The sequence below is a fragment of the Streptomyces spororaveus genome, assembly GCF_016755875.1.
Lineage (GTDB): Bacteria > Actinomycetota > Actinomycetes > Streptomycetales > Streptomycetaceae > Streptomyces > Streptomyces spororaveus.
This window is the reverse complement of the sequence record NZ_BNED01000005.1, coordinates 1,427,508-1,447,652: the sequence shown is the minus strand read 5'-3', so window position 1 is coordinate 1,447,652 and position 20,145 is coordinate 1,427,508. Positions and strand designations below refer to the sequence as shown.

Genomic DNA, 20,145 nt, shown 5'->3' with positions numbered 1-20,145 from the left:
CGCGAATGTGGGCATCCGCCCGCCGCAAGGAGTCCCCGCCATGCACGTCCTCGACCTGCTCCAGCTCGACAGCCTCGGCCTCAGCCTGCTCTGGGGCGAGGAAGCCCTTCTCGGCCAGGAGGTCGCCGGCGTCACCGCCACCGACCTGGAGGAGCCCGGCCGCTTCCTGGGACCCGGGGAGCTCGTGCTGAGCGGGCTGGTGTGGTGGGCCGAGGGCGACGCGGGCAAGGCGGACCGCTTCGTCGGCGCGCTCGCCGACGCCGGAGCCACGGCGCTGCTGGCGGGGGAGGAGACCCACGGCAGGGTCCCCGACGAAGTCGTCGACGCGTGCCGGAGCCACCGGGTACCGCTCGTGGCCGTCCCCGCGCGCACCAGCTTCCGGGCGGTGACCGAGGCCGTGTACCTGCGCCAGTGGGGCGACCTGAGCCGCCGCCCGACGCGGCTGTTCGCACTCCCCGAGAACGTGCGCGCCGAGCTGAGCCGGCTCGTGGAGGCCGGGGCCGGCCCGGAGGAACTCCTCGACCGGGCGTGCGCGCACCTCGGCCGGGTGTCCTGCTACCTGCTGACCGCCAGCGGCCGCACGGTCGCCCGTACGCCGTCCGCGCCCGAGCTGCCCGCCCGGCAGGCGTCGGCCGCCTCCGCGCGCGGCGGGGTCTGGCTGCGCATCGAGACCGAGAGCTCCCCGTACGACGCCTGGCAGCTGCACGTGCCCGACCCGGACGCGGCGCCCCCGCGGGTCCTCCACGAGATCGCCGAGGTCCTGGCCCAGAGCTGCGGCGCGCAGACCCGCCGGCTCGCCGCGGAGCGGCTGGCCGGACAGGAGCTGGTCGGCGTGCTGGAGGGGACGCCCGCGGGCTCCACCCCGGCCGACTCCGGAGCCCTGGAGGAGGCGCTCGCGGGCGCCGGGCTGCCCGTGGGAGGGACGTACCGGGTTCTGGCGGCGACCTCGGGCGACGCTCTGGCCGAGGGCCTGCGCCACCTGGAGAACGCCGTGTACGCGGTGGGGCGGTCGGTGGCGGTGCTGTACGAGGACCCGGACTCGGCGACCGACGCGGCGGGCGCGCTCCGCGCGGTGTGGCCGATGCTCCAGCGGTGCGGGGAACCGCAGCCCGAGCTCCGGCTCGGCCTCGGCACGCGGGCCGAGGGACTGGAGGCGCTGCGCGCCTCGCTCAGCCAGGCCCGGTTCGCGCTCACCTCGGCCGACGAGGCGGTCCCGGTGCGCGGGGTCGAGCAGCTCGACACCCTCGGAGAGCTGATGGCCGGAATTCCGCCGGAGGTGCGGAGCGTGTACCGGGCGCGGATCCTGGGGGCGCTCGGGGACGGGATGCTGCGGGAGACGCTGGAGGTCTTCCTGGCCAACAACTGCTCCTGGGCCCGCACGGCGGAGGCGCTCCACCTGCACGTGAACACCGTGCACTACCGGATCGAGCGGGTGGAGGTGCTGACGGGACGCGACCTGTCACGCCTCGACCACAAGCTGGACCTCTACGCGGCCCTGCGCTGCGGATGACCGGGCACCGGTCCGGTCCTACGGCAGTTCGATGTGGACCTCGGTGGACTTGACCCGGGCCGTGACGGTCGAGCCGACGGTGATGCCGAGCTGTTCGACCGACTCCCGGGTCACCACGGACACCACGTGGTGCGGCCCCGACTGGATCTCCACCTGGGCGGCCACGTCGTCGAGCCGTACCGCGGTGACGATCCCGGCGAAGGAGTTCCGTACGGAGGTCGCGGCGGTGCCCGGCGGCAACGGGTGCATTCCGGCCGCGCGTTCCTCGGCGAAGGCGGCGAGGACCACGCCGTCGACGGCCCGGGAACCGTCCGCGGCGCGGTCGGCGGGCAGCCGGCCCGTCTCGGTCCACCGGCGGACGGTTTCGGGGCTCACGCGCAGCAGTCGGGCGGCGAGGCCCACGGAGTACGACGGCACGCCCGCAGCATAGGCGGTGCCGCTCCGGCCCCGAACGGCGAGGCGCCCGGGACGGAGCGTCCCGGGCGCCTCGTGGCATCGGCCGCGGACACCCGTCAGGGGGTGTCCGGGCGGCACTGGCCGGACCGGGGGCCCTGGACGACGGTGCCCGTGTGCACCAGTTCCGGTGCGTTGCCCTCGCAACGCAGCGGTCCGGTGACCCGGTTGGCGCGGAACGCCGGGACGTCCGTGCCGGGCAGCGGTCCGCTGCCGCTGTTGCCGTCGATCCGTACCGGGCCGGTGACCGTGTTGGCCGAGGCCTGGAGGCCGCCGGTGTTGCCTTCGAGGGTCAGCGGGCCCTGGAAGGTGTTGCCGCCGCAGGTGGCCGACTCCTCGTCCGAGCCGGCCAGGACCTGGCCGGTGCTCTTCGTGACGGAGACGGGGCCGGTGAGGCGCGAGCCGCAGAGGGCGACGGCCAGGGCGCCTTCGGCGGACACGGGGCCCGTGACCCGGGCGTCCGTGATCGCCAGGGATCCGCCCGGCGCCACCGTGACCGGGCCCGTCTGGCTGCCGCCCGGAGCGATGCAGAGGGCCTGCCCGGCGGCCACCGTCAGGGCGCCGGCGCGTGCCGTCGTGATGCACGGCAGGCTGAAACCGACCGTGACGGCGGACGGTCCCGCCGTCGCACTCGGCGTGTGGCTCGCGTCCCCGCCGTACGTCGCGGTGATCGCGTGGGAGCCGGGCCGGAACGCGGCCGTGCGCAGCCGGGCCTGCCCGCCGTCGAGCGGCACGGTCGCCAGCGCCGTCGTCCCGTCGAAGAAGGTGACCGTCCCGTCCACCGGGCCCGCGGCCGGATTCGCCGGGGCGGCGGTCGCGACGAGGGTCACGGGGTGCCCGAACAGCGGTGCGGCCGTGTCCGTGGCCACGGTGAGCGAGGTCCCGTACCGGAAGGAGACGACCGCCTTCCCGTCGCCGCGGTTCACGCCCGGCAGGAGCGAGACGCCGGTGGCCGAGGGCGTCGCGAAGCCGCTGCCGCCCCCGCCGCCGGCCCCGTACAGGTTGTCCGGGTTTCCACCGCCGGAGCCGCCTCCGCCGCCGAAGTAGCCGCCGCCCCCGCCTCCGCCGCCGTTGCCGCCGCGAGCTCCGTTGCCGCCGGGGCCGCCGCTGCCCGGGTTGGGCTGCCCGGTGTTGGGGTCGATGTCGCCCCCGGGGATTCCGGGGCCGCCGAGGGGGGAGGTGCGGATGCCGGTGCCGTGCGCGGTCTGCGTCGCGCCTCCGCCTCCGACACCGGATCCCTCCGGGCCGCCGCCGTGGCCGCCGGGCTCACCGGCCGGGCCGCCGCCGTTGCCGCCGCGCAGCAGGGGTCCGCCGTTGCCCGCGCCCCCGCCGCCGCCTGCGACGAGGATCCGGTCGGCCGGGCCGAAGGCGCCGGTGCGTACGTCGGTGGCGCCGCCGCCGGAGCCGCCCCCGCCGTGCGCACCTCCGCCGCCGGCCCCGTGGCCGGTGCCGCCGGGCCGGGCGTACTCGCCGTGCCGTGAACTGCCGGGGCTGCCGGCTCCGCCCACGGTGATCTGGAGGTTCTGGCCGGCGCTCACGGCGAGGGTCGCGCGGGTCTCGCCGCCGAGTCCGCCGGGCGCCCCCTCGTTGGGCGGGTTGGGGGCGACGAAGCCGGCCGCGCTGCCGCCCTCGGCTCCGAACACGTCGACGGTGACCGCGCTGACGCCTTCGGGGACGGTGAAGGCGTCCGTGCCGACCGCCGTGTAGGTGCAGGTCGGAGGGGAGGCGGTGAACGTGCCGCCCGCACCGCAGGGCGTCGGCGCCGCGGCCGGATCGGCGGTCGCCGGGACGGCCGCCAGTACGGCTGCCAGCAGACCGGTCACGCCGGCCGCCACTGCTGTCTTGGATCTGAAAATGCTCAACGAGGGTCCAAACGAGAGTACTTGGGAGATGGTGGTCGGCTGCCGGCGGTTCAGACGCCGTCGTCGGCGCAGAGCGCCCACGCGTCGGAGTAGGTGCCCGGCGAGCTGACCCCGCCGGTGTGGGTCACGGCCGTCCAGGAGGCGGCGGTGGTGGTTCCGTCGCCGACCGGGGTGCCGCCGGAGGTGCTGGGGTAGCTGCCGTTGAGGTGGTCGCCGACGGAGCCGGGTCCGGTGAAGTTGGTGGTCGTGACGTTGCCACCGCTGATCGCGGCGCCGCCGGCGACCAGCTTTCCGTCGTTGCCGCCGCAGCCGGCCGTGACCGTCTGGCCGCTGGTCGCCGCGGTCGGGCCGCTCACCTCGCTGTGGCGGACCTTGACGGTGGCGCCGCTGATGTCGATGTTGTTGCCGCTGCAGATCGCGTAGGCGTAGGTGGTGTTGCCGCTGTTGCCGCCGCCACCGTTCCAGCCGACCGCGGTCCAGGAGTCGGGGTTGTTCTCGCCGTCGGCCGCGGCCTTCTGGCCGAAGGCATGGGCGGAGTCGTTGAAAGTGGGGAAGCTCGCGATGGGCTTGAGGCTGCCGACGCTCGCCGGGGTGATGCGGGCGCCTCCGCCGATCAGGCGGGTGCCGGCCGGGCAGCTCGCGGTGACCAGGCCGACCGTCCCGCTGGTGGTGGGGCCGGCGATCTTGTTCATGACCACCTGGGTGTGGTTGATCAGGCTGCTGGTGAAGCACATGGCGTACGGCGTGCTGGAGAAGGAGGCGTTCACCGCGCCACCGCTGCCGCCGATGCCGAGCCAGTAGGCCACATCGGTGCCGACCACGCCGGTGGATCCGGTGTACTCGGTGCTGCCGTCGGGGCTCGGCGAGGTGCCGTTGATCTTGTTGCCGTTCGACGAGGTGCCGGTGCCGATGGCCTGGTTGATCCCGCCCCCGGAGATCAGGCCGCTGCTGCAGGCGGCGCTGGTGGATATCTCGGAGAAGGCGGAGCCGGGCCCCATGGTGGCGCCCGGGGTCTTCACGGTCACGCCGACCGTGTTGGCGTACGCGATCCCCGGTACGGCCAGGGCCAGCAGGGCCCCCACGACCAGTGCCTTTCGGGCGGCCGGGCGCCGCGGAAGAAACGTCTTGCGCATCAGTAATTCCCCTTCGGAGGTGGATCTCGGCCGGAGGCGGCCATGGCCGCACGGCCTCCGACGCATCCGTTGCGGTTCTCGGGACTTCGGTCCGACCGAGGTGCTCGGCACGGCGTCGAACCAGGTCGTGGACAGCCGTGACGGGGTGGGGCGTGCGGATTGCGCCTGCGGAATGTATCAGTCAGATAAGGCGGCAGGTAAGGCGGATCTGATGATTTCACCTAGCAAATGCGGTACTGGTCGGTGGCTGAAGGTCGCGTGTGCGTCAGAGGGCTTTGTCCGCTCATGATGTTTTTCCAATCCCTCACCCTGTTCGTGGCGAATCCCTGGTGAGGCTCCTGAGGTTGGAGGGGCCGCTGAAGCGACTGTCCGAGGAAGGGAAGGAGGTGGGTGCGATGACCGGTTCGCTGCGCACACGGCGTGTGCTCGTCGGGGCCGCGTCCGCCGGGCTGCTGGCCGGCGGGTCGCTGCTGGGCCTCGCCGGCACCGCGAACGCCGCCCCGGCGGCGTCCGCCACGGTGAGCTCGACGCTCACTAGTGACCGCGACCGTGACCGCGACCACCGTCAGGACCGCCACGACGGCCACAACCGGTGGGACCGCCATGAGCGGTGCACCTGGGTGAAGGGCCACTGGGAAACCAAGTGGCAGCACGGCACCTGGCACCAGGGCTGGCGCGACCACCACGGAAACTGGCACGACGGCTGGTGGGGCAAGGGCCATGCGAAGCACTGGACGCCCGGCCACTGGAACTGCCACAACAAGTGGTAGCGCCGTAGAGCCGTAGCGCCGTAGCGCCGGCCCGGCACACAGGGTTCCGGGGTCACCGCCCCGGAACCCGCCCGCTCCCGGCCCCGGTCCGGTTCGATCCGGATCCGTCGGGGCCACTCGCACAGCGAGGACCAGTCATGGACACCGCAATCGCAAGCCCGGCGCGGCCCAGGACCGTGCACCACCCACTGCCGTCAGGACCGCAGGCCGCCGGGGAAGCCCGCCGCACCGCCGCGCGCACCCTGGCCCTGCACCCCGTGCGCTGCCCGCAGGAAGCCGCCTGCGACATCCTGCTGATCGCCTCCGAGCTCGCCACCAATGCGGTCCGGCACGCCCTGCCCCCGTACGCGCTCACGATCAGCCTGGACAGCGGCCGGGCGGGCATCTGCGTCAGCGACGGCTCGCTCTCCCTGCCCCAGCGGGGCGACGGGCACGGGGCGCTCACCACCCGGGGGCGCGGGCTGCAGATCGTCCGGGCCCTCGGCGCGGACCTCTTCGTCAGCCGCTCACCCCGCGGCAAGCAGGTCATCGCAGTGATCACCTGGCGGGACAGCTGACCCGGCGGTTCCCTCGAACGAGGGAACCGCGCGCCCTCCCGGACCGCGAACGCCCTCCCGTCCGTACGCGCGTCCGCTACGAAGGACCTTCAGACCCATCCCCCGAGGACCACCATGCGATGGACGAGCCCCTTCGGTCCCGACCCCACCGAAGGCCGCACCGACCGCACCGACCGCACCGACCGCACCGGGCTCCCGGACGTCATGCGGCAGGTCGCCCACGGCGACAAGGAGGCGTTCTCCGTGCTGTACGACGCCCTCGCCCCCCTGGTCTTCGGGATCGTGATCAAGGTCGTACGCGACCGGGCCCAGTCCGAGGAGGTCGCCCAGGAGGTCATGATCGACCTGTGGCGGCAGGCCGCCCGCTACCGGCCCGACTCCGGCAGTGTCACCACCTGGGCCGCCACCATCGCCCACCGGAGAGCCGTGGACCGGGTCCGCTCCGCCCAGGCGTCCGCCGACCGGGAACACGCGCAGGCCGCCCGGGAGCACCGGACGGCGTTCGACGAGGTGGCCGAGCAGGTGGAGACCCGCCTGGACAGCGAACAGGTCCGCCGTTGCCTGCGCGGCCTCACCGAACTCCAGCGCCAGGCGGTGACCATGGCCTACTACCAGGGTCTGACCTACCGCGAGGTCGCCGAAGTCCTCCACACGCCGCTTCCCACCGTCAAGACGCGCCTGCGCGACGGACTGATCCGGCTCCGCGACTGCATGGGGGTGACCACATGAACCGGCGCCCGTCCGACAGCCACGCCCTCGCCGCCGCCTACGCGCTGGACGCCCTGGACACCGGCGAACGCGAGCTGTGCACCGATCACCTCTCCCGGTGCGAGGAGTGCCGCCTGGAGGTGGCCGAGTTCCAGGCCACCGCCGCCCGGCTGGCCTCCGCCGTGGCCCAGCCGCCGCCCGCCTCCATGAAGACGCGGACCCTGGCGGCCGTCGACGGAGTGCGCCAACTCCCGCCCAGGGGCTCCACGACCCTTTCCCCGGTCCGCTCGCGCGGCGGCCTTCGCCGCAAGGCCGGCCTGTTCGTCGTGGCCGCGAGCGTGACCGCCGCGGCCCTGTTCGCGGGCCTGGCCGCCTGGCAGAGCCAGGAGAGCCGCCACTACGAACAGCAGGCCCGGCAGATCGAGCAGCACCTCGACGACGTCAGCTCGGTCCTGGCCGCTCCGGACGCCCGCGCGGCCCACGGCCGCACCAGCAACGGAGCCTCCGCCACGGTCGTCTCCTCGGCCCTGCGCGACAAGGCGGTCTTCACCGCCGGCGGGCTGCCCGCACCCGTCCCCGGCACGACCTACCAGCTGTGGCTGGAGCACGACGGCACCATGCGTCCGGCCGGTCTCGTCCACCGGGACGGCACCGTCCTCATCGACGGCGACACCGCGGGCGCGGGCGCGATCGGCCTCACCCTCGAACCCGCCGGAGGATCCCCGCAACCCACCACGGAGCCCCTGCTCCTGATGGATCTGCCCGCCTAGTGCTGTGACCGGGAAGGTTCGCCGGGTTGCTCGTTGTGCTGGTTGGAAATGAGTTCTCCAACCAGCATGGGGAGGCGGGATGGCGCAACCAGTTCGGGTTCGCAGGCTGACCGAGCAGGAGGGCCAGAAACTCCAGCACTTGGTCCGGCGGGGCAGTACCAGCTCGGTACGGTTTCGGCGGGCGATGATGCTCCTGGCCTCGGCCGGCGGCAGCACCGTCCCGGTCATCGCAAGGCTCGTCCAAGCGGACGAGGACACCGTTCGTGACGTGATTCATCGTTTCAACGAGATCGGGCTCGCATGCCTGGACCCTCGTTGGGCGGGAGGCCGTCCCCGCCTGCTCAGTCCTGACGACGAGGACTTCGTCATCCAGACGGCCACTACCCGCCCGACCCAGGTCGGCAAGCCCTTCACCCGCTGGTCCATCCGCAAGCTCGCCGATCACCTGCGACGCAACATAGCCAGGCCCGTCCGGATCGGCCGCGAAGCCCTGCGGTGCTTACCGGCCCGCCGCGGGATCACCTTCCAGCGCACGAAGACCTGGAAGGAATCCCCGGACCCCGACTTCGACGCCAAGCTGGACCAGATCGAGTACGCGATCAACGAACGGCCGGACCGCACGTTCGCGTTCGACGAGTTCGGCCCGCTGGGCATCCGCCCCACTGCCGGCTCCTGCTGGGCTGAGAAGGGCTACCCCAACCGCCTTCCGGCGACCTACCGCCGCACCCACGGCATCACCTACTTCCACGGCTGCTACTCGGTCGGCGATGACCAGATGTGGGGGATCAACCGCCGCCGCAAGGGCATCGACCACACCTGGGCCGCATTGAGAACGACCCGGGCCGCCCGCCCCGACGGCGCCCCCATCTACGTGATCCTCGACAACCTCTCCGCCCACCTCAACTGGAGAATCCGCAGGTGGGCGGCGAACAACAAGGTCGAGCTGTGCTTCACCCCGACCTACGCGTCCTGGGCCAACCCCATCGAAGCCCATTTTGGACCACTCCGTCAGTTCACCCTCGCCAACTCCCACCACCCCAATCACACCACCCAGACCAGAGTCCTTCACTCCTACCTGCGCTGGCGCAACAAGAACGCCCGCCACCCCGACGTCCTCGCCGCCCAGCGACGCGAACGCGCCCGAATCCGCAGCGAGAAGGGCATCCGGTGGGGAGGACGATCCCCCGCTGCTGCAGCCTGATCTACCGCGAAGCCCGCAACGCCGCCGCGATCTGGACGACATCCAGGTCGACGACGACCTCCTCACCGTCCCACACGCCGCGCGAAGAGATCGCCAGGCCGATGAAAGCCAGCTCGGCAGCATCATCACGCAGTTCGTACTCTTCGGGGCTCTCCTCGCCGATCCCACCCAGTTCCTCGCGATCCCAGGCCGCGACAGCCGTCTCAGCCACGGCCCGAGGCAACCGCACGCTGATCTGACTGATCTGAGGATCAAGATGAGCCCCGATCGATGCCAGCACGGTCCGATCCTGCTGATACCTCACATACTGCTCGCGATCTTCCACGAGCCGAGGGTACTCAGGCTCAACCAAGCCACCGACACCCAGCCGGTGAACGTATGCGGGTCAATACAACTAGGCCGTCTCTTTCGGATCTTGCCGGATCAGGGTCGGTGGGCTGGGCCGCGGGGACTCTCAGTGCGGAATCACCCAGTCCGGTGTCCAGGTCCCGGTGGCGGCGTGGCCGGCCGCCGTGGCGGCGAGGTGGGCGCGCAGGGTGGCCAGGGCCGGGTGGGGATTGTCGCGGTGCCAGAGGAGCGAGTGCGGGTACACGGGCGTCGGGTCGGTCACCGGAATGCGGCGCAGGCCGTGGTCGGCGGGCCAGATGAGGCGGGTGTGCTCGCCCATGAAGGTGGCCAGGGCCGGGGTGTCGGCGATGGTGTCGAGGAGCGCGTCGGAGCCGAAGTTGGGGCCCGTGGCCTCGATGGTGAGGCTGAACTCGGCGACGAGGTCTTTGTAGTAGGCGCCCCACTCGGTGCCGGGGACGATGCCGGGCATCCAGATCCGGTGCCCGGCGAGCTGGGCCACGGTCACCGACCGGGCGCCCGCGAGCGCGTGGGCGGGCCCGGTGAGGAGCTGGAGCGGCTCGTCGAGCACCCGGACGGACTCGATGCACTCGGGAAGGGGCCGACCGGGCGCGGCGACGGCGCGGAAGGACGCGTCGATCGCACCGGACCGGATCGCGGCGACGGCTGTCTCGATCTCGAACAGCATCACCACGTCGAGGTCGACGTCCGGGTACGCGCGGTGGAAGCCGCGCATCAGGCCCGCCTGTGCGCCGCGCGAGGCGATCACGTCGACGCGCAGCGGACGGTGGCCGGGGCGCACGGACGCGACCGCACGCTCGGCGACGCGCAGCACGTCGTGCGCGTGCGGCAGGAACGCCTGCCCGTCGATGGTGAGCTCGGCGCCGCGGGGCGCCCGGGTGAACAGCCGCACGCCGAGGACGCGCTCCAGCGCGGCGATGCGCTTGGAGACGGCCTGCTGCGTGAGGGACAGGTCGGCGGCGGCCTTCTGGAACTGCCCGGCCTCCGCGACCGCGACGAAGGTGCGTACTGCTTCGAGATCCACGTCGATCCACGGTAGTGAACAACCAGTGGTTGTGCACTTGTGGCAGTGCGGTTGTTTGACCTGCGGCTCTGCTGCTCGCTTAGCTGTCACGGGTCAACGCGGGTTTGTTCGGGGGAGCGCTGAGCATGGTGGGCGGGATGCGCGGGAGACGGTTGGGGCGGCCGTTCGCCCTGCTGTGGACGGCGTACGCGGTGAGCGCCTACGGGTCCGGGCTGGGGTTCGGGGCGCTGCCGCTGATCGCCGTGCTGGCCTTGGACGCCGGCCCCGGTGAGGTGTCCGTGCTGTCCGCGGTGGGGCCCGCGGTCGGCGTGCTGATCGCGGTGCCGCTCGCGCCGTGGGTGGAGTTCCGCCGCAAGCGCCCGGTCATGATCGCGATGGATCTGACACGGTGCGCGGTCATGGCGACGATCCCGCTCGCCTACCTCCTCGGGTGGCTCGGTCTCGTCCAGCTCCTCGTGGCCTCGGCCGTGGTCGCCGCGGCCAAGATCGCCTTCAGCGCGGCCGGCGGCGCGTACCTCAAGGCCCTCGTCCGCCCGGACGACCTGCTCGTGGCGAACGCGCGGTTCGAGTCCACGAACTGGAGCTCCATCGCGGTCGGACCACCCCTGGGCGGGGTGGCGATCGGCCTGTTCGGGCCGGTCGTCACCGTGGCGGCCGACGCGCTCAGCCACCTGTTCTCGGCGCTGGCCCTCCACGCGATCCGCGGCCGGGAGGAAGCGCCGCGACCTGCCGGAAGGAGTACGGGCCGGGCGGGCGCCCTGCTCGACGGCTGGCGCCACATCCTGGGCCGTCCCGACCTGCGGGCGCTCTACCTCAACAACATGCTCGTCTCCGGTCTGATCATGGCCACCGAGCCGCTGCTGGCCGTGCTCCTGCTCCGCCGACTCGCCTTCCCGCCCTGGCAGTACGCTCTCGCCTTCGCCGCGCCCTGCCTCGGCGGACTCGTCGGCTCGCGACTGGCCCGCCGGGTCGTGGCCCGCCACGGCCGGCACCGGGTCCTGCGGACCGCCGGCGCCCTGCGTGCCGTGTGGCTGATCGGCCTGGCCTTCGTCGGGCCCGGCGTCGTCGGCCTCGTCACCGTGATGGCCGTCGAGCTGGCGATCATCGTCAACATGAGCCTGTACACCCCGGTGCTCGCCACCTACCGGCTCGAACACACCCCGGAGCATCTCGTCGCCCGCACCCTGTCGGCCTGGTCGATCGGACAGCAGGCGTCCATCGCCGTCCTCACCGCGCTCGCCGGTCTGCTCGCCGAGGTCACCGGCCCGCGCACCGCCCTCACGGTCGCGGGTCTGCTGATCCTGACCACCCCGCTGCTGCTGCCGCGGCGCGACCGGATGCCCGGTGAGGAGCCGCCGGTGCAGGCGCGGGCGCGGCTCAGGGGGCCATGTCGTAGGTGACCCACATGGTCCGCGTGGCGACCTGGTCGTACTTGGACCGTGCCCGGTGGTTGTCGTCGGCGGTGATCCACCGGACCACGCTCCAGCCCCGCTCGGCCGCGAGCTCGCGCAGCGCGCCGAGCAGCAGGTCGGCGGCGCCCGAGCCGCGGTGCTGCGGGGCCACGAACAGGTCGTCGAGGAAGCAGCCGACCGTCGCGGAGAGCGGGCGCGCGAACGGACGGTAGTGGGCGAGGCCCATCAGGCGGCCCTCGGCGTCCTCGGCCACCAGGGCGTTGACCTCGTGTCCGGGGTCGGTCACCCAGGACCACACCGTGGCGGCCGCCTCCTCGGTCTGCTCCACCCCGTAGAAGTCGGCGTAGCCGCGGTAGAGGGCGCGCCACCGGTCGAAATCCCCGTCCCGGACGGAACGCACGCTGATGTCGGACATGGGGCTGGACTCCCGTGATCGTTGGAGGGCCGGGCGGGCGTCTGCGCTCCCGCAACGGCGCGGAACATCGATCATGCTGGAGCCCGGCGGGCCCGGCAGGTGCCGGGGTGTCGAAACGCGGGCCCGCGCAGCGCCACGATGTAAGGGTGCGCCGGCGGGTGGGCCGCGGCGGGCCCGGCCGGGCGAAGCCCCGCGCGCCGAACACCGCTGTCGGCGCGCAGGGCTTCCTGCGCCAGGTCACCCCGTGACTGCGAGAGCCGCCAAGCAGTCCGGAGGGTGGTGGCCACGGCCAGTGAAGCAGGAGCGCTCCCCGGGCGGCACCTGGTTCCTGGCACGGAATCGGACCCGTCCGGCCCATGTCGTCACGGTGGATCATCCAAGAGGAAAATGGCCCGAGTGCCTGGCATCTGCCAGGTGGTGGTGTCTCCGGCCTGGTGCATGCCGGTCGATGCCTTCGCATGTCCGCGCGGCGGCGGGTGCCCGCACTCGGGGGTCGCGCGGCGGCCGGGGTGCCCGCACCGCGCGTCCGGATGATGATGTGGGGAGAACGGCGTGCGGAAGGGGACGTCTCGTGCCATCGGCTCGGCCGGGGGGCGATGAGACCCACGGCCCGATCTGGTCCGAGCCAGGGTCGCTGCTGGAGCGCGTGCCCGTGGCCGTCCTCGGCATCGACGAGCACGACCGCGTCTGCTACTGGGGGCCCGGCGCCCGTGACCTCTTCGGGTACGAGCCCGGCGCCGTCCTCACCCGGCCCGGCGCCCTCCTCTTCGCCGATGCCTCCCGCGGCACCTCCGCATCGTGCGCGCGGCTCACGGAACAAGGCCGCACACAGGGCTACTGGCGGGGCAGGCTGACGGCCCGGCACCGCGACGGCACGGCCTTCGACTGCGGCTTCCGGTCCTTCTCCGTGACCGGATCAGGCCCCTCGGTGGTGATGATCCTGACGAGCCGCAGCGACGAACTCGACCGGGTCAAGACCAACCTCGCCTTCCTCGACGCCCTCTTCGAGACCTGCCCCATCGGCCTCGTCATGGTCGACGAGGACCTGCGCTACATCCACCTCAACCAGGCGCTCGCCGACATGGACGGCCTGTCGATCCCGGCCCACCTGGGCCGGCGCATGGACGAGATCATGATCATGTCCGACGGCGGTGAGTACGAGCGCATGGTGCGCGCCGTCGCCCGGGGCGGAGCGCCCGTCGTGGGGACCCTGGTCGGCGTGCGCCCGCGCGGGCATCCCGACCGGGACCAGGTCCGGTCCGTGAGCTTCTTCCCGCTGAGCCGGGCCGTCGGCACGCACGCCGGCGTGGGCGGGCTGATGATCGACGTGACGGACCGGGAACGGGCCATCCTGGAAGCCACGGCCGCCCGTCGCCGGCTGGCCCTCCTCGACGGGGCCTCCACCCGGATCGGGACCACCCTGGACGTCAACCTCACCGCCCAGGAACTCGTCGACGCCTCGATGCCGGACTTCTGCGACGGCTCCGTCGTCGAGATCGTGGAATGGATGGACGAGACCGAGGACTTCGATCCGGGGCGGCCCCTGTTCACCCGCCGCATCGCCTCCGGGACGATCCTGCCCGCTCCGGCCGTGGAACTCGTGAGCGGGGTGGAGAAGGTGCGCTATCCGCCGGGCTCCGTCATCCACGACATGCTGAGCACCGGCCGCGCCATCTCGGCCGTGGTGGACGAGGAGTTCCTGGCCCGTACCGTCGTCACCGAGTCACGCACGAAGATCATGGGCGAGAGCGGGGTGGCCTGCATCCTCGTCGCCCCGCTCATCGCCCGGGGCACCGTCCAGGGCATCGCCATGTTCGGCCGGTCCGCCGCCCGTCCGCCCTTCTCCGAGGAGGACGTCAGCCTGGCCGGCGAACTCGCCTCGCGCGCCGCGATCTGCCTGGACAACGCCCGCCTCTACAGCCGGGTCCAGGACATCGCCCTCACCCTGCAGCGGGCCCTGCTGCCCTCGGTACTGGCCGCCAACCCGTACGTGGACGTGGCCCACCGGTACGTGCCCGGCAGCAGGATCACCGAGGTCGGCGGGGACTGGTACGACGTGATCAACCTGCCCGACGGCCGGGTCGTCCTCGTCGTGGGCGACGTGATGGGGCACGGGGTGTCCGCGGCCGCCGCCATGGGCTACCTCCGTATCACCACCAAGGCTCTGGCCCGCCACGACGAGGAGCCCGCCGACCTGCTCACGGAGCTCGACGCGTGTGCCCAGGAAGCCGGGATCGAGCTCGCGACCTGCCTCTACCTCGTCTACGACCCACGCAGTGGACGCGCCCGCATCGCCAGCGCCGGCCACCCCCCGCTCCTGGTGCTCCGGCCGGACGGCACGGTGCGGACCGTCGGCGAGGCCCTCGGAGTCCCGCTGGGCGTCGGCGGCTGCGCGTTCGGGACCACCGAGATCGAACTGCCCGAGGGCGCGACGCTCACCCTGTACACGGACGGCCTCATCGAAGCCCGGGGACGCGACATCGAGGTCGGGCTCGACGCCCTGCGCACCGAACTCGGCCACCACGGGGGGTCGTTGGAGGACATGGCGGACCGCATTCTGGCCGGCCTGCTGCCCGAACCGCCGACCGACGACACGGTCCTGGTGCTCGCCCGCGTCCACCGCCACGCCACGTGAGCCGGGCCGGGCCAAGATCCGGAAGAGACGGCCTAGCCGCGGTGGGCCACCCCGGCCGTGTCCAGCGCGGCGCCCGCCAGCGCGGCCAGCGCGATCGCCACCGAGCGGGCGTCCTCGGGCGGCAGCCGGTGGCCGGGCACGGGGTCGAGGAGGAAGCGGCCGTAGTAGTGGCCGCCCCCGATGACCCGCAGTTCGGTCTCGCCGTCCGGCCAGTCGGCGTACCCGGTGACCTCGCCGCCGCGGCGCAGCCACAGGCCGCCGTCGTGTTCCAGCCGCGGCCGGTGCCCGATCAGGGTCCCGTACTCGAAACGGCAGCCGCGCAGACCCAGCAGGCCGATGAGTTCCCGGCGGACGAACTCGACCACCGCGTCCGGCGAGCCGCCCCGCTCGGTCAGCCGAGCGGTGCCCTGGAGGCTGGACAGGTGCGCGGCCCCGGTGACGACGGCCGCCTCCAGCCTGCGGGCCCGGACGGCCAGTTGGGCGACGATCAGCCCGACGGTCAGCAGGAGGACCGCCGTCTGGATCTCGTCCCGGCCGGCGACGGAGAGCCGCTGGTAGGGCCTGGCCAGGAGCAGGAGGCCGAACCAGGCCGTCGCCGAGAGCGCGGCCAGGGCCGCGGCGGCCCGCGTGCCGCAGGCGGCGATCGCGACCACGGCGACGACCAGGACCAGGGCCTCGTTCGCCGGGGAGAGCCGGGTGCGGAAGGGGACGAGCGCGAGTGCCACGAGGAGGGGCACCACCAGGGCCCCGAACAGCGCCGTACGGTCGTGGAGTCGGTACCAGGGCATGTGATGCCTCCCGTCCGATGTGGCGGAAGCAGCCGGCCGATCGGCTGTCGCCACGTCCAGCCTGCCCACGGCGGCGGGCGCGGTCACCCGCCTGGCGAGGTCTTGACGTACCGCTTACCGGTTCCGCACCCGGGCCGGAGCCGAGCGGTCAGAGTCCGCTGTCCGCGAGCATCGACGGCGGCGCCTCGCGCTGGTGCGGGACCGGCGGGTGCGGTGCCGGGGACGCCTGGACCTCGTCCCGGTGGAGCGCGACCGTACGTGTCGGCGCCGGGATCGAGATGCCTTCCGTCCGGAACCGCTCGTGCAGGCGCTTGATGAACTCGTGCTTGATCCGGTACTGGTCGCTGAACTCGCCGACGCCCAGGATCACCGTGAAGTTGATCCGGGAGTCCGCGAACGTGTGGAAGCGGACGGCCCCTTCATGGGCGGGGTCCGCGCCGTCCACGTCGGCCATCACCTTGCCGACCACGTCGAGGGTCACCCGCTCGACGTGCTCCAGGTCGCTCTCGTAGCCCACGCCCACCTGCACCAGGATCGAGAACTGTGCTTCCGGCTGGGTGAAGTTGGTCATGTTGGTCCGCGCGAGACGCCCGTTGGGGATGATCACCAGGTTGTTCGACAGGTTGCGGACCACGGTGTTGCGCCAGTTGATGTCGACGACGTAGCCCTCCTCACCGCTGGTGAGCCGGATGTAGTCACCGGGCTGCACGGTCTTCGAGGCGAGGATGTGCACGCCGGCGAAGAGGTTGGCGAGGGTGTCCTGGAGGGCCAGAGCCACCGCCAGGCCACCCACGCCGAGGGCGGTGACCAGCGGCGCGATGGACACGCCGAGGGTCTCCAGGGCGACGAGGACGCCCATCACGAGGACCACGATCCGGGTGATGTTGACGAAGATGCTCGCCGACCCGGCCACCCCCGTGCGCGCCCCCGCCACGGACTGGACGAGGCCCGCGACGACCCGCGCCGCGCTGAGCGTGGCGATGAGGATGAGCAGCGCGGTCAGCGACTGGTTCACGAATCCCGAGACGCGCGCGGTGAGCGGCAGGGTCGTGGCGGCCACGGCCGCACCGGCGATCAGGGCGGCGCCGGGAGCGACGGTGCGCAGCGCGTCGACGATGATGTCGTCCCCCCGCCAGCTGGTCCGCTCGGCGTGCCGGCCCAGCCAGCGCAGGACGGCGCGCAACAGCAGACCGGCCGCGGCACCCGCCGCCAGCGCGATCCCGGCGATCAGCCAGTCGTGCAGGAGGAGATCCCGGTTCAACGGACCCCCTCCGCTGCGCCGCGCCGGCCCGGGGGAGTGGCGGCGGGTGCGGCCGGCCGTCCTATGAGGTGTGTCGTCACCTTGTCACCTGTCAGTTCGTCGTGCTGTAAGCCGCGTTCGGGCGTGTGTACGCATCCGGAACGGGCTGCCATCCTGCCCCATGGCAGCCGGACGTACCGCAGGCGGGGCTGCCGCTACCGCAGCACGGCGGCGTGTTCGAGGACGGCGCGGACCTCCGCGGTGATCGCGCGCTCGGCGCGTTCGAACTCGGGGCCGGTCAGCTGCCCGGGGTCGGCCGGCAGACCAGTGAGCACCGGGGTGTGGAGATGGCCTCCGGGCAGCTGCGGAGCGAGTTCGAGGCGCAGCCGGTTGGAGCGGTAGGCCACCTCGTTGGACAGGTAGCCGCCCCCGCCGCCCGCCACGGCCCGCGAGCCCGGGGTGGGCCCGTCGGTCCGGTCGACGGGGGTCGTGCCGCCCGCCGGGATCTCGGTCACGTCGCTGTTGAGGAGGACCGGGTACGGGGTCTGTACGGAGCCGGTGACCGCGTCGGCGGGGAGCGTGGTGCGGATGAACTCCGGGCCCGGGCCGAGCCCCGGCGCGGTCACCGGGTGCTCGCGGGTGCCGCCGGAGAGGGCGCGTACGTTGTCGGGGTACGGGTCGGCGGACCGCGCCCGCCCCGCCCAGTCCTCCAGGGTGAAGATGCCGGGGTAGCCCTGGCTGACGGTGGTGATGACGTCGGCCGAGGCGGGGCCGGCCGCCATCCGCGGGGCGAACGCCCGCTCCACCATGCCGGCGTCGAAGTCGGCGTACCGCACGGGGAGGACCACGGCGCGGATCTCGGCGGGGCTGCCGTCGGCGAGGGTCACCCGCCGTCCGTTGAGCTGGAGCGCCGCCGACCCCGAAGGGTTGGCGCGGCGTATCTCGGCGTCGAGCCCGAAGGGGTCGAACCCGCTGATGAAGACGCGTCGTACGCCCGGCGCGGACCGGAAGGCGTTGTCCGTCAGGCCCCGGGAGGCGTCCTCGAAGCGGGCGCGGAGGGCGGCCCGGTCGGCGGCGAACTCCGGCTGCCAGCGGGCGAGTGCGGCGGTCATGCCGAGCCGCGCCCAGTACAGGGGCCGGTCGTCCCCGGGGGCGAGGTCGCCGCCGGGCCGCTGTCCCTGGGCCCGCCGTACGGAGGCCTGCCAGAGGGCCTCGCCCCAGTCCGCGACCAGCCGGTCGGCCTCGGCGGGGCCGCGGGCCGCGCACAGGGCGGCGGGGAACCGCCGGACGAATTCCCCGAGTCCGGCGCGTTCGACGAGGGCCGTGGTGCGGGCGTCCGAGAGCCGCGCCTGCTCGGCGTCCAGCGGTACGGACGCCGAGGCGCGGCAGGCGGACGAGCCGTCGGCCGCCTGCGCGGGCGAGGCGACTGCCAGGGGAAGGACGGTGGCGACAAGGGCAGCGGCCGACACCGCACGCCGTAAGAGCATCATGCGATGTGACATTACATAGCAGCCCCCACCCCCACCAGACGCACCGGCCACCGCGGGCCGTGACTGGCTCAACTCCGACTCCCGCGCGGCTGGTTCACCGCGCGGCTGCGATCTCGGCGATGACCTGCTTACGGCGCCGGGTCCGGGGCCAGGCCGCGCGCGGTGCCGGTCCGTTCGTAGGCGTGCCCCGCGCGCAGTACCGCGGCTTCGCCGAAGGGCCTCCCCATGAGCTGCATGCCGATGGGCAGGCCCGCCGAGTCCAGGCCGACGGGCACGCTCAGCGCGGGAACACCCGTGAGGTTGGCCGGCGCCGAGAGCCGCACGTACGCGTCGGCGACGCTTTCCACGCTGCCGTCCCCCCAGGCCACGCTGGTCCGGCCGGACTCCACGGCGGTGAGCGGCACCGTCGGTGCGGCGATCACGTCGACTGCCTCCAGCATGCCCCGCCAGGCCTTCCCCATGAGGGTGCGGGCGCGCTGGGCCCGCAGGTAGTCGCCCGCGGTCATGAGCTCGCCCGCCTCCAGGAGGACCCGGATGTCGGCCTCGTACAGGTCGGGCACCGCCCGCAGCGTCCGCTCGTGGTAGGCGGAGGCCTCGGGCACCATCAGGCCCCAGTGGGCCGCCCGGATGTAGCGCGTCATCGGGATCTCGACGTCGACGAGCCGGGCGCCGAGCTCCTCCAGCCGTCCGATCGCCCGCCGGACGGCGCTCTCGACCTCCGGATCCACCCGGTCGAAGTAGTAGTTGCCCGGCACCCCGACCCGCAGCCCCGTCAGATCCGTCGCGGGGCCCGGCCGGTGGTCCGTGCCGGCCGCCGCGACGGGAGCCGCGACGGACGCCGGGTCGCGCGGGTCGTGTCCGGCCAGCGCGGCCAGGACCAGTGCCGCGTCCTCCACGGTGCGGGTCAGGGGGCCCACGTGGTCGAGCGACCAGGACAGTGAGGTCACGCCGTGGCGCGGCACCAGCCCGTACGTCGGTTTCAGTCCCACGACCCCGTTCAGGGCGGCGGGCACCCGGATCGATCCGCCGGTGTCGGTCCCCAGGGCGAAGGCGGCCGCCCCCGCGGCGACGGCCACGGCGGAGCCGCCGCTGGAGCCGCCGGCCACCCGGTCCGCGTTCCAGGCGTTGGCCGTCTGAGGAGTGGTCAGGCCGTAGGCGAACTCGTGCGTGTGCGTCTTGCCCACCAGCGCCGCTCCGGCCGAGGCGAGCCGCGCCGCGACGGTGCTGTCGGCCCGAGCCCGGTGCCCCGCCCGGACCCGGGAGCTCGCCGTGGTCGCCGTCCCGGCCACGTCGATGAGGTCCTTCAGGCCGACGGGCATCCCGTGGAGGGCTCCCCGGTGCCTGCCGCGGGCGATCTCGTTCTCCGCCCGGCGGGCCGCGTCGCGCGCACGGTCCGCCGTCACGGTGGTGAAGGCCTTCAGGCGCGGTTCGACCCGTGCGAGGCGTGCCAGTGACGAGTCCACCAGTTCGACCGGCGAGACCAGCCGGTCGCGTACGGCCCCGGCCGCTTCGGCCACGGTCAGCTCATACGGCTCCATCGTGCCGCTCACCTCCCGCCCGGTACGCCGCGGAGGGCGGTGTCTCGCCGAAGTCCAGTTCCCGCAGGAGCGATACGACCGCGTGGATGTGGTCGGCGGTGGCCGCCACTTCCGCGTGGCGGTCCTGCGCGAGCGGAAGTCCCGACCGCGCGGCCCAGCGGGCGGCTTCGGGAGGAGTGAGGTCCGGGGTGGACATGTGCTGCCTTCCTTCAGGGAGAACGGCGGAATGATCACCGCCGCCTTAAGGCTAACGACTTGCGTTAGTCCACGGTA

General features: G+C 73.1%; 20 protein-coding genes. 9 read left to right on the top strand and 11 right to left on the bottom strand.

The genetic code is table 11. The features are described 5' to 3' along the window. Window positions 1–40: 40 nt before the first annotated feature. The gene (locus tag Sspor_RS09360) at window positions 41–1,510 is read left to right on the top strand and encodes a PucR family transcriptional regulator (protein WP_202198627.1); all 1,470 of its coding nucleotides are present in this window, start codon (window positions 41–43) and stop codon (window positions 1,508–1,510) included. 18 nt (window positions 1,511–1,528) lie between these two features. On the opposite strand, the gene Sspor_RS09355 is transcribed toward Sspor_RS09360, so the two are convergent. The 3 genes from Sspor_RS09355 to Sspor_RS09345 form a co-directional block, all read right to left on the bottom strand. Further along, window positions 1,529–1,927 (bottom strand): TOBE domain-containing protein, encoded by a 399-nt coding sequence (locus Sspor_RS09355; RefSeq protein WP_202198626.1) that lies wholly within the window; start codon window positions 1,925–1,927, stop codon window positions 1,529–1,531. 95 nt (window positions 1,928–2,022) lie between these two features. Beyond that, window positions 2,023–3,825 (bottom strand): Ig-like domain-containing protein, encoded by a 1,803-nt coding sequence (locus tag Sspor_RS09350; protein WP_202198625.1) that lies wholly within the window; start codon window positions 3,823–3,825, stop codon window positions 2,023–2,025. A 50-nt stretch (window positions 3,826–3,875) separates the two neighbouring features. Next, the gene (locus Sspor_RS09345) at window positions 3,876–4,958 is read right to left on the bottom strand and encodes a hypothetical protein (protein ID WP_202198624.1); all 1,083 of its coding nucleotides are present in this window, start codon (window positions 4,956–4,958) and stop codon (window positions 3,876–3,878) included. Window positions 4,959–5,353: 395 nt separating this feature from the next. On the opposite strand from Sspor_RS09345, the gene Sspor_RS09340 reads away from it, so the two are divergent. The 5 genes from Sspor_RS09340 (at window position 5,354) to Sspor_RS09320 (ending at window position 8,964) form a co-directional block, all read left to right on the top strand. Further along, window positions 5,354–5,728 carry a hypothetical protein gene (locus Sspor_RS09340; RefSeq protein WP_202198623.1) on the top strand — a complete coding sequence of 125 codons (375 nt, stop codon included), beginning with the start codon at window positions 5,354–5,356 and terminating at the stop codon, window positions 5,726–5,728. A 137-nt stretch (window positions 5,729–5,865) separates the two neighbouring features. Further along, complete coding sequence (locus Sspor_RS09335; protein WP_202198622.1) at window positions 5,866–6,285, top strand: ATP-binding protein; 420 nt, start codon at window positions 5,866–5,868, stop codon at window positions 6,283–6,285. A 114-nt stretch (window positions 6,286–6,399) separates the two neighbouring features. Next, window positions 6,400–7,014 (top strand): ECF RNA polymerase sigma factor SigK, encoded by a 615-nt coding sequence (gene sigK / locus Sspor_RS09330; protein WP_202198621.1) that lies wholly within the window; start codon window positions 6,400–6,402, stop codon window positions 7,012–7,014. Continuing rightward, complete coding sequence (locus Sspor_RS09325; protein WP_202198620.1) at window positions 7,011–7,763, top strand: anti-sigma factor; 753 nt, start codon at window positions 7,011–7,013, stop codon at window positions 7,761–7,763. Before sigK ends, Sspor_RS09325 begins: the two co-directional genes overlap by 4 nt. 79 nt (window positions 7,764–7,842) lie before the next feature. After that, on the top strand, window positions 7,843–8,964 hold the full coding sequence (locus tag Sspor_RS09320; protein WP_202198619.1) for an IS630 family transposase: 1,122 nt from the start codon (window positions 7,843–7,845) through the stop codon (window positions 8,962–8,964). Between the two features lies 1 nt (window position 8,965). Here the strand turns inward: Sspor_RS09320 and Sspor_RS09315 are convergent, their stop codons facing one another. Together Sspor_RS09315 and Sspor_RS09310 are read right to left on the bottom strand one after the other, a co-directional pair. After that, a complete protein-coding gene (locus tag Sspor_RS09315) occupies window positions 8,966–9,289 on the bottom strand; it encodes a hypothetical protein (RefSeq protein ID WP_202198618.1) in 324 nt (107 codons plus the stop codon). Window positions 9,290–9,418: 129 nt separating this feature from the next. Next, a complete protein-coding gene (locus Sspor_RS09310; RefSeq protein WP_202198617.1) occupies window positions 9,419–10,354 on the bottom strand; it encodes a LysR family transcriptional regulator in 936 nt (311 codons plus the stop codon). Between the two features lie 137 nt (window positions 10,355–10,491). Between Sspor_RS09310 and Sspor_RS09305 the strand changes: the two genes are divergently transcribed. Continuing rightward, entirely contained in the window at window positions 10,492–11,754 is a 1,263-nt protein-coding gene (locus tag Sspor_RS09305) for an MFS transporter (protein WP_202198616.1), read from the top strand. Here Sspor_RS09305 and Sspor_RS09300 read toward each other — a convergent pair. Then, window positions 11,732–12,181 (bottom strand): GNAT family N-acetyltransferase, encoded by a 450-nt coding sequence (locus Sspor_RS09300; protein WP_202198615.1) that lies wholly within the window; start codon window positions 12,179–12,181, stop codon window positions 11,732–11,734. The genes Sspor_RS09305 and Sspor_RS09300 overlap by 23 nt on opposite strands. A 107-nt stretch (window positions 12,182–12,288) precedes the next feature. On the opposite strand from Sspor_RS09300, the gene Sspor_RS09295 reads away from it, so the two are divergent. Continuing rightward, complete coding sequence (locus Sspor_RS09295; protein WP_202198614.1) at window positions 12,289–12,429, top strand: hypothetical protein; 141 nt, start codon at window positions 12,289–12,291, stop codon at window positions 12,427–12,429. 323 nt (window positions 12,430–12,752) lie between these two features. Continuing rightward, window positions 12,753–14,816, top strand: coding sequence for a SpoIIE family protein phosphatase (locus tag Sspor_RS09290; RefSeq protein ID WP_202198613.1), 2,064 nt, complete (start codon window positions 12,753–12,755; stop codon window positions 14,814–14,816). 32 nt (window positions 14,817–14,848) lie between these two features. On the opposite strand, the gene Sspor_RS09285 is transcribed toward Sspor_RS09290, so the two are convergent. The 5 genes from Sspor_RS09285 to Sspor_RS09265 form a co-directional block, all read right to left on the bottom strand. Continuing rightward, a complete protein-coding gene (locus tag Sspor_RS09285) occupies window positions 14,849–15,604 on the bottom strand; it encodes a DUF4118 domain-containing protein (protein WP_202198612.1) in 756 nt (251 codons plus the stop codon). A 148-nt stretch (window positions 15,605–15,752) separates the two neighbouring features. Further along, window positions 15,753–16,865 (bottom strand): mechanosensitive ion channel family protein, encoded by a 1,113-nt coding sequence (locus Sspor_RS09280; RefSeq protein WP_202198611.1) that lies wholly within the window; start codon window positions 16,863–16,865, stop codon window positions 15,753–15,755. A gap of 194 nt (window positions 16,866–17,059) precedes the next feature. Continuing rightward, window positions 17,060–18,334: a PA0049 C-terminal domain-containing protein gene (locus tag Sspor_RS09275; RefSeq protein ID WP_202198610.1), complete on the bottom strand. Its 1,275-nt coding sequence runs from the start codon at window positions 18,332–18,334 to the stop codon at window positions 17,060–17,062. A gap of 128 nt (window positions 18,335–18,462) precedes the next feature. Next, window positions 18,463–19,872, bottom strand: a complete 1,410-nt coding sequence (locus Sspor_RS09270; protein WP_202198609.1) for an amidase — start codon at window positions 19,870–19,872, stop codon at window positions 18,463–18,465. Further along, complete coding sequence (locus Sspor_RS09265; RefSeq protein ID WP_202198608.1) at window positions 19,859–20,068, bottom strand: hypothetical protein; 210 nt, start codon at window positions 20,066–20,068, stop codon at window positions 19,859–19,861. Before Sspor_RS09265 ends, Sspor_RS09270 begins: the two co-directional genes overlap by 14 nt. Between the last annotated feature and the right edge of the window lie 77 nt (window positions 20,069–20,145).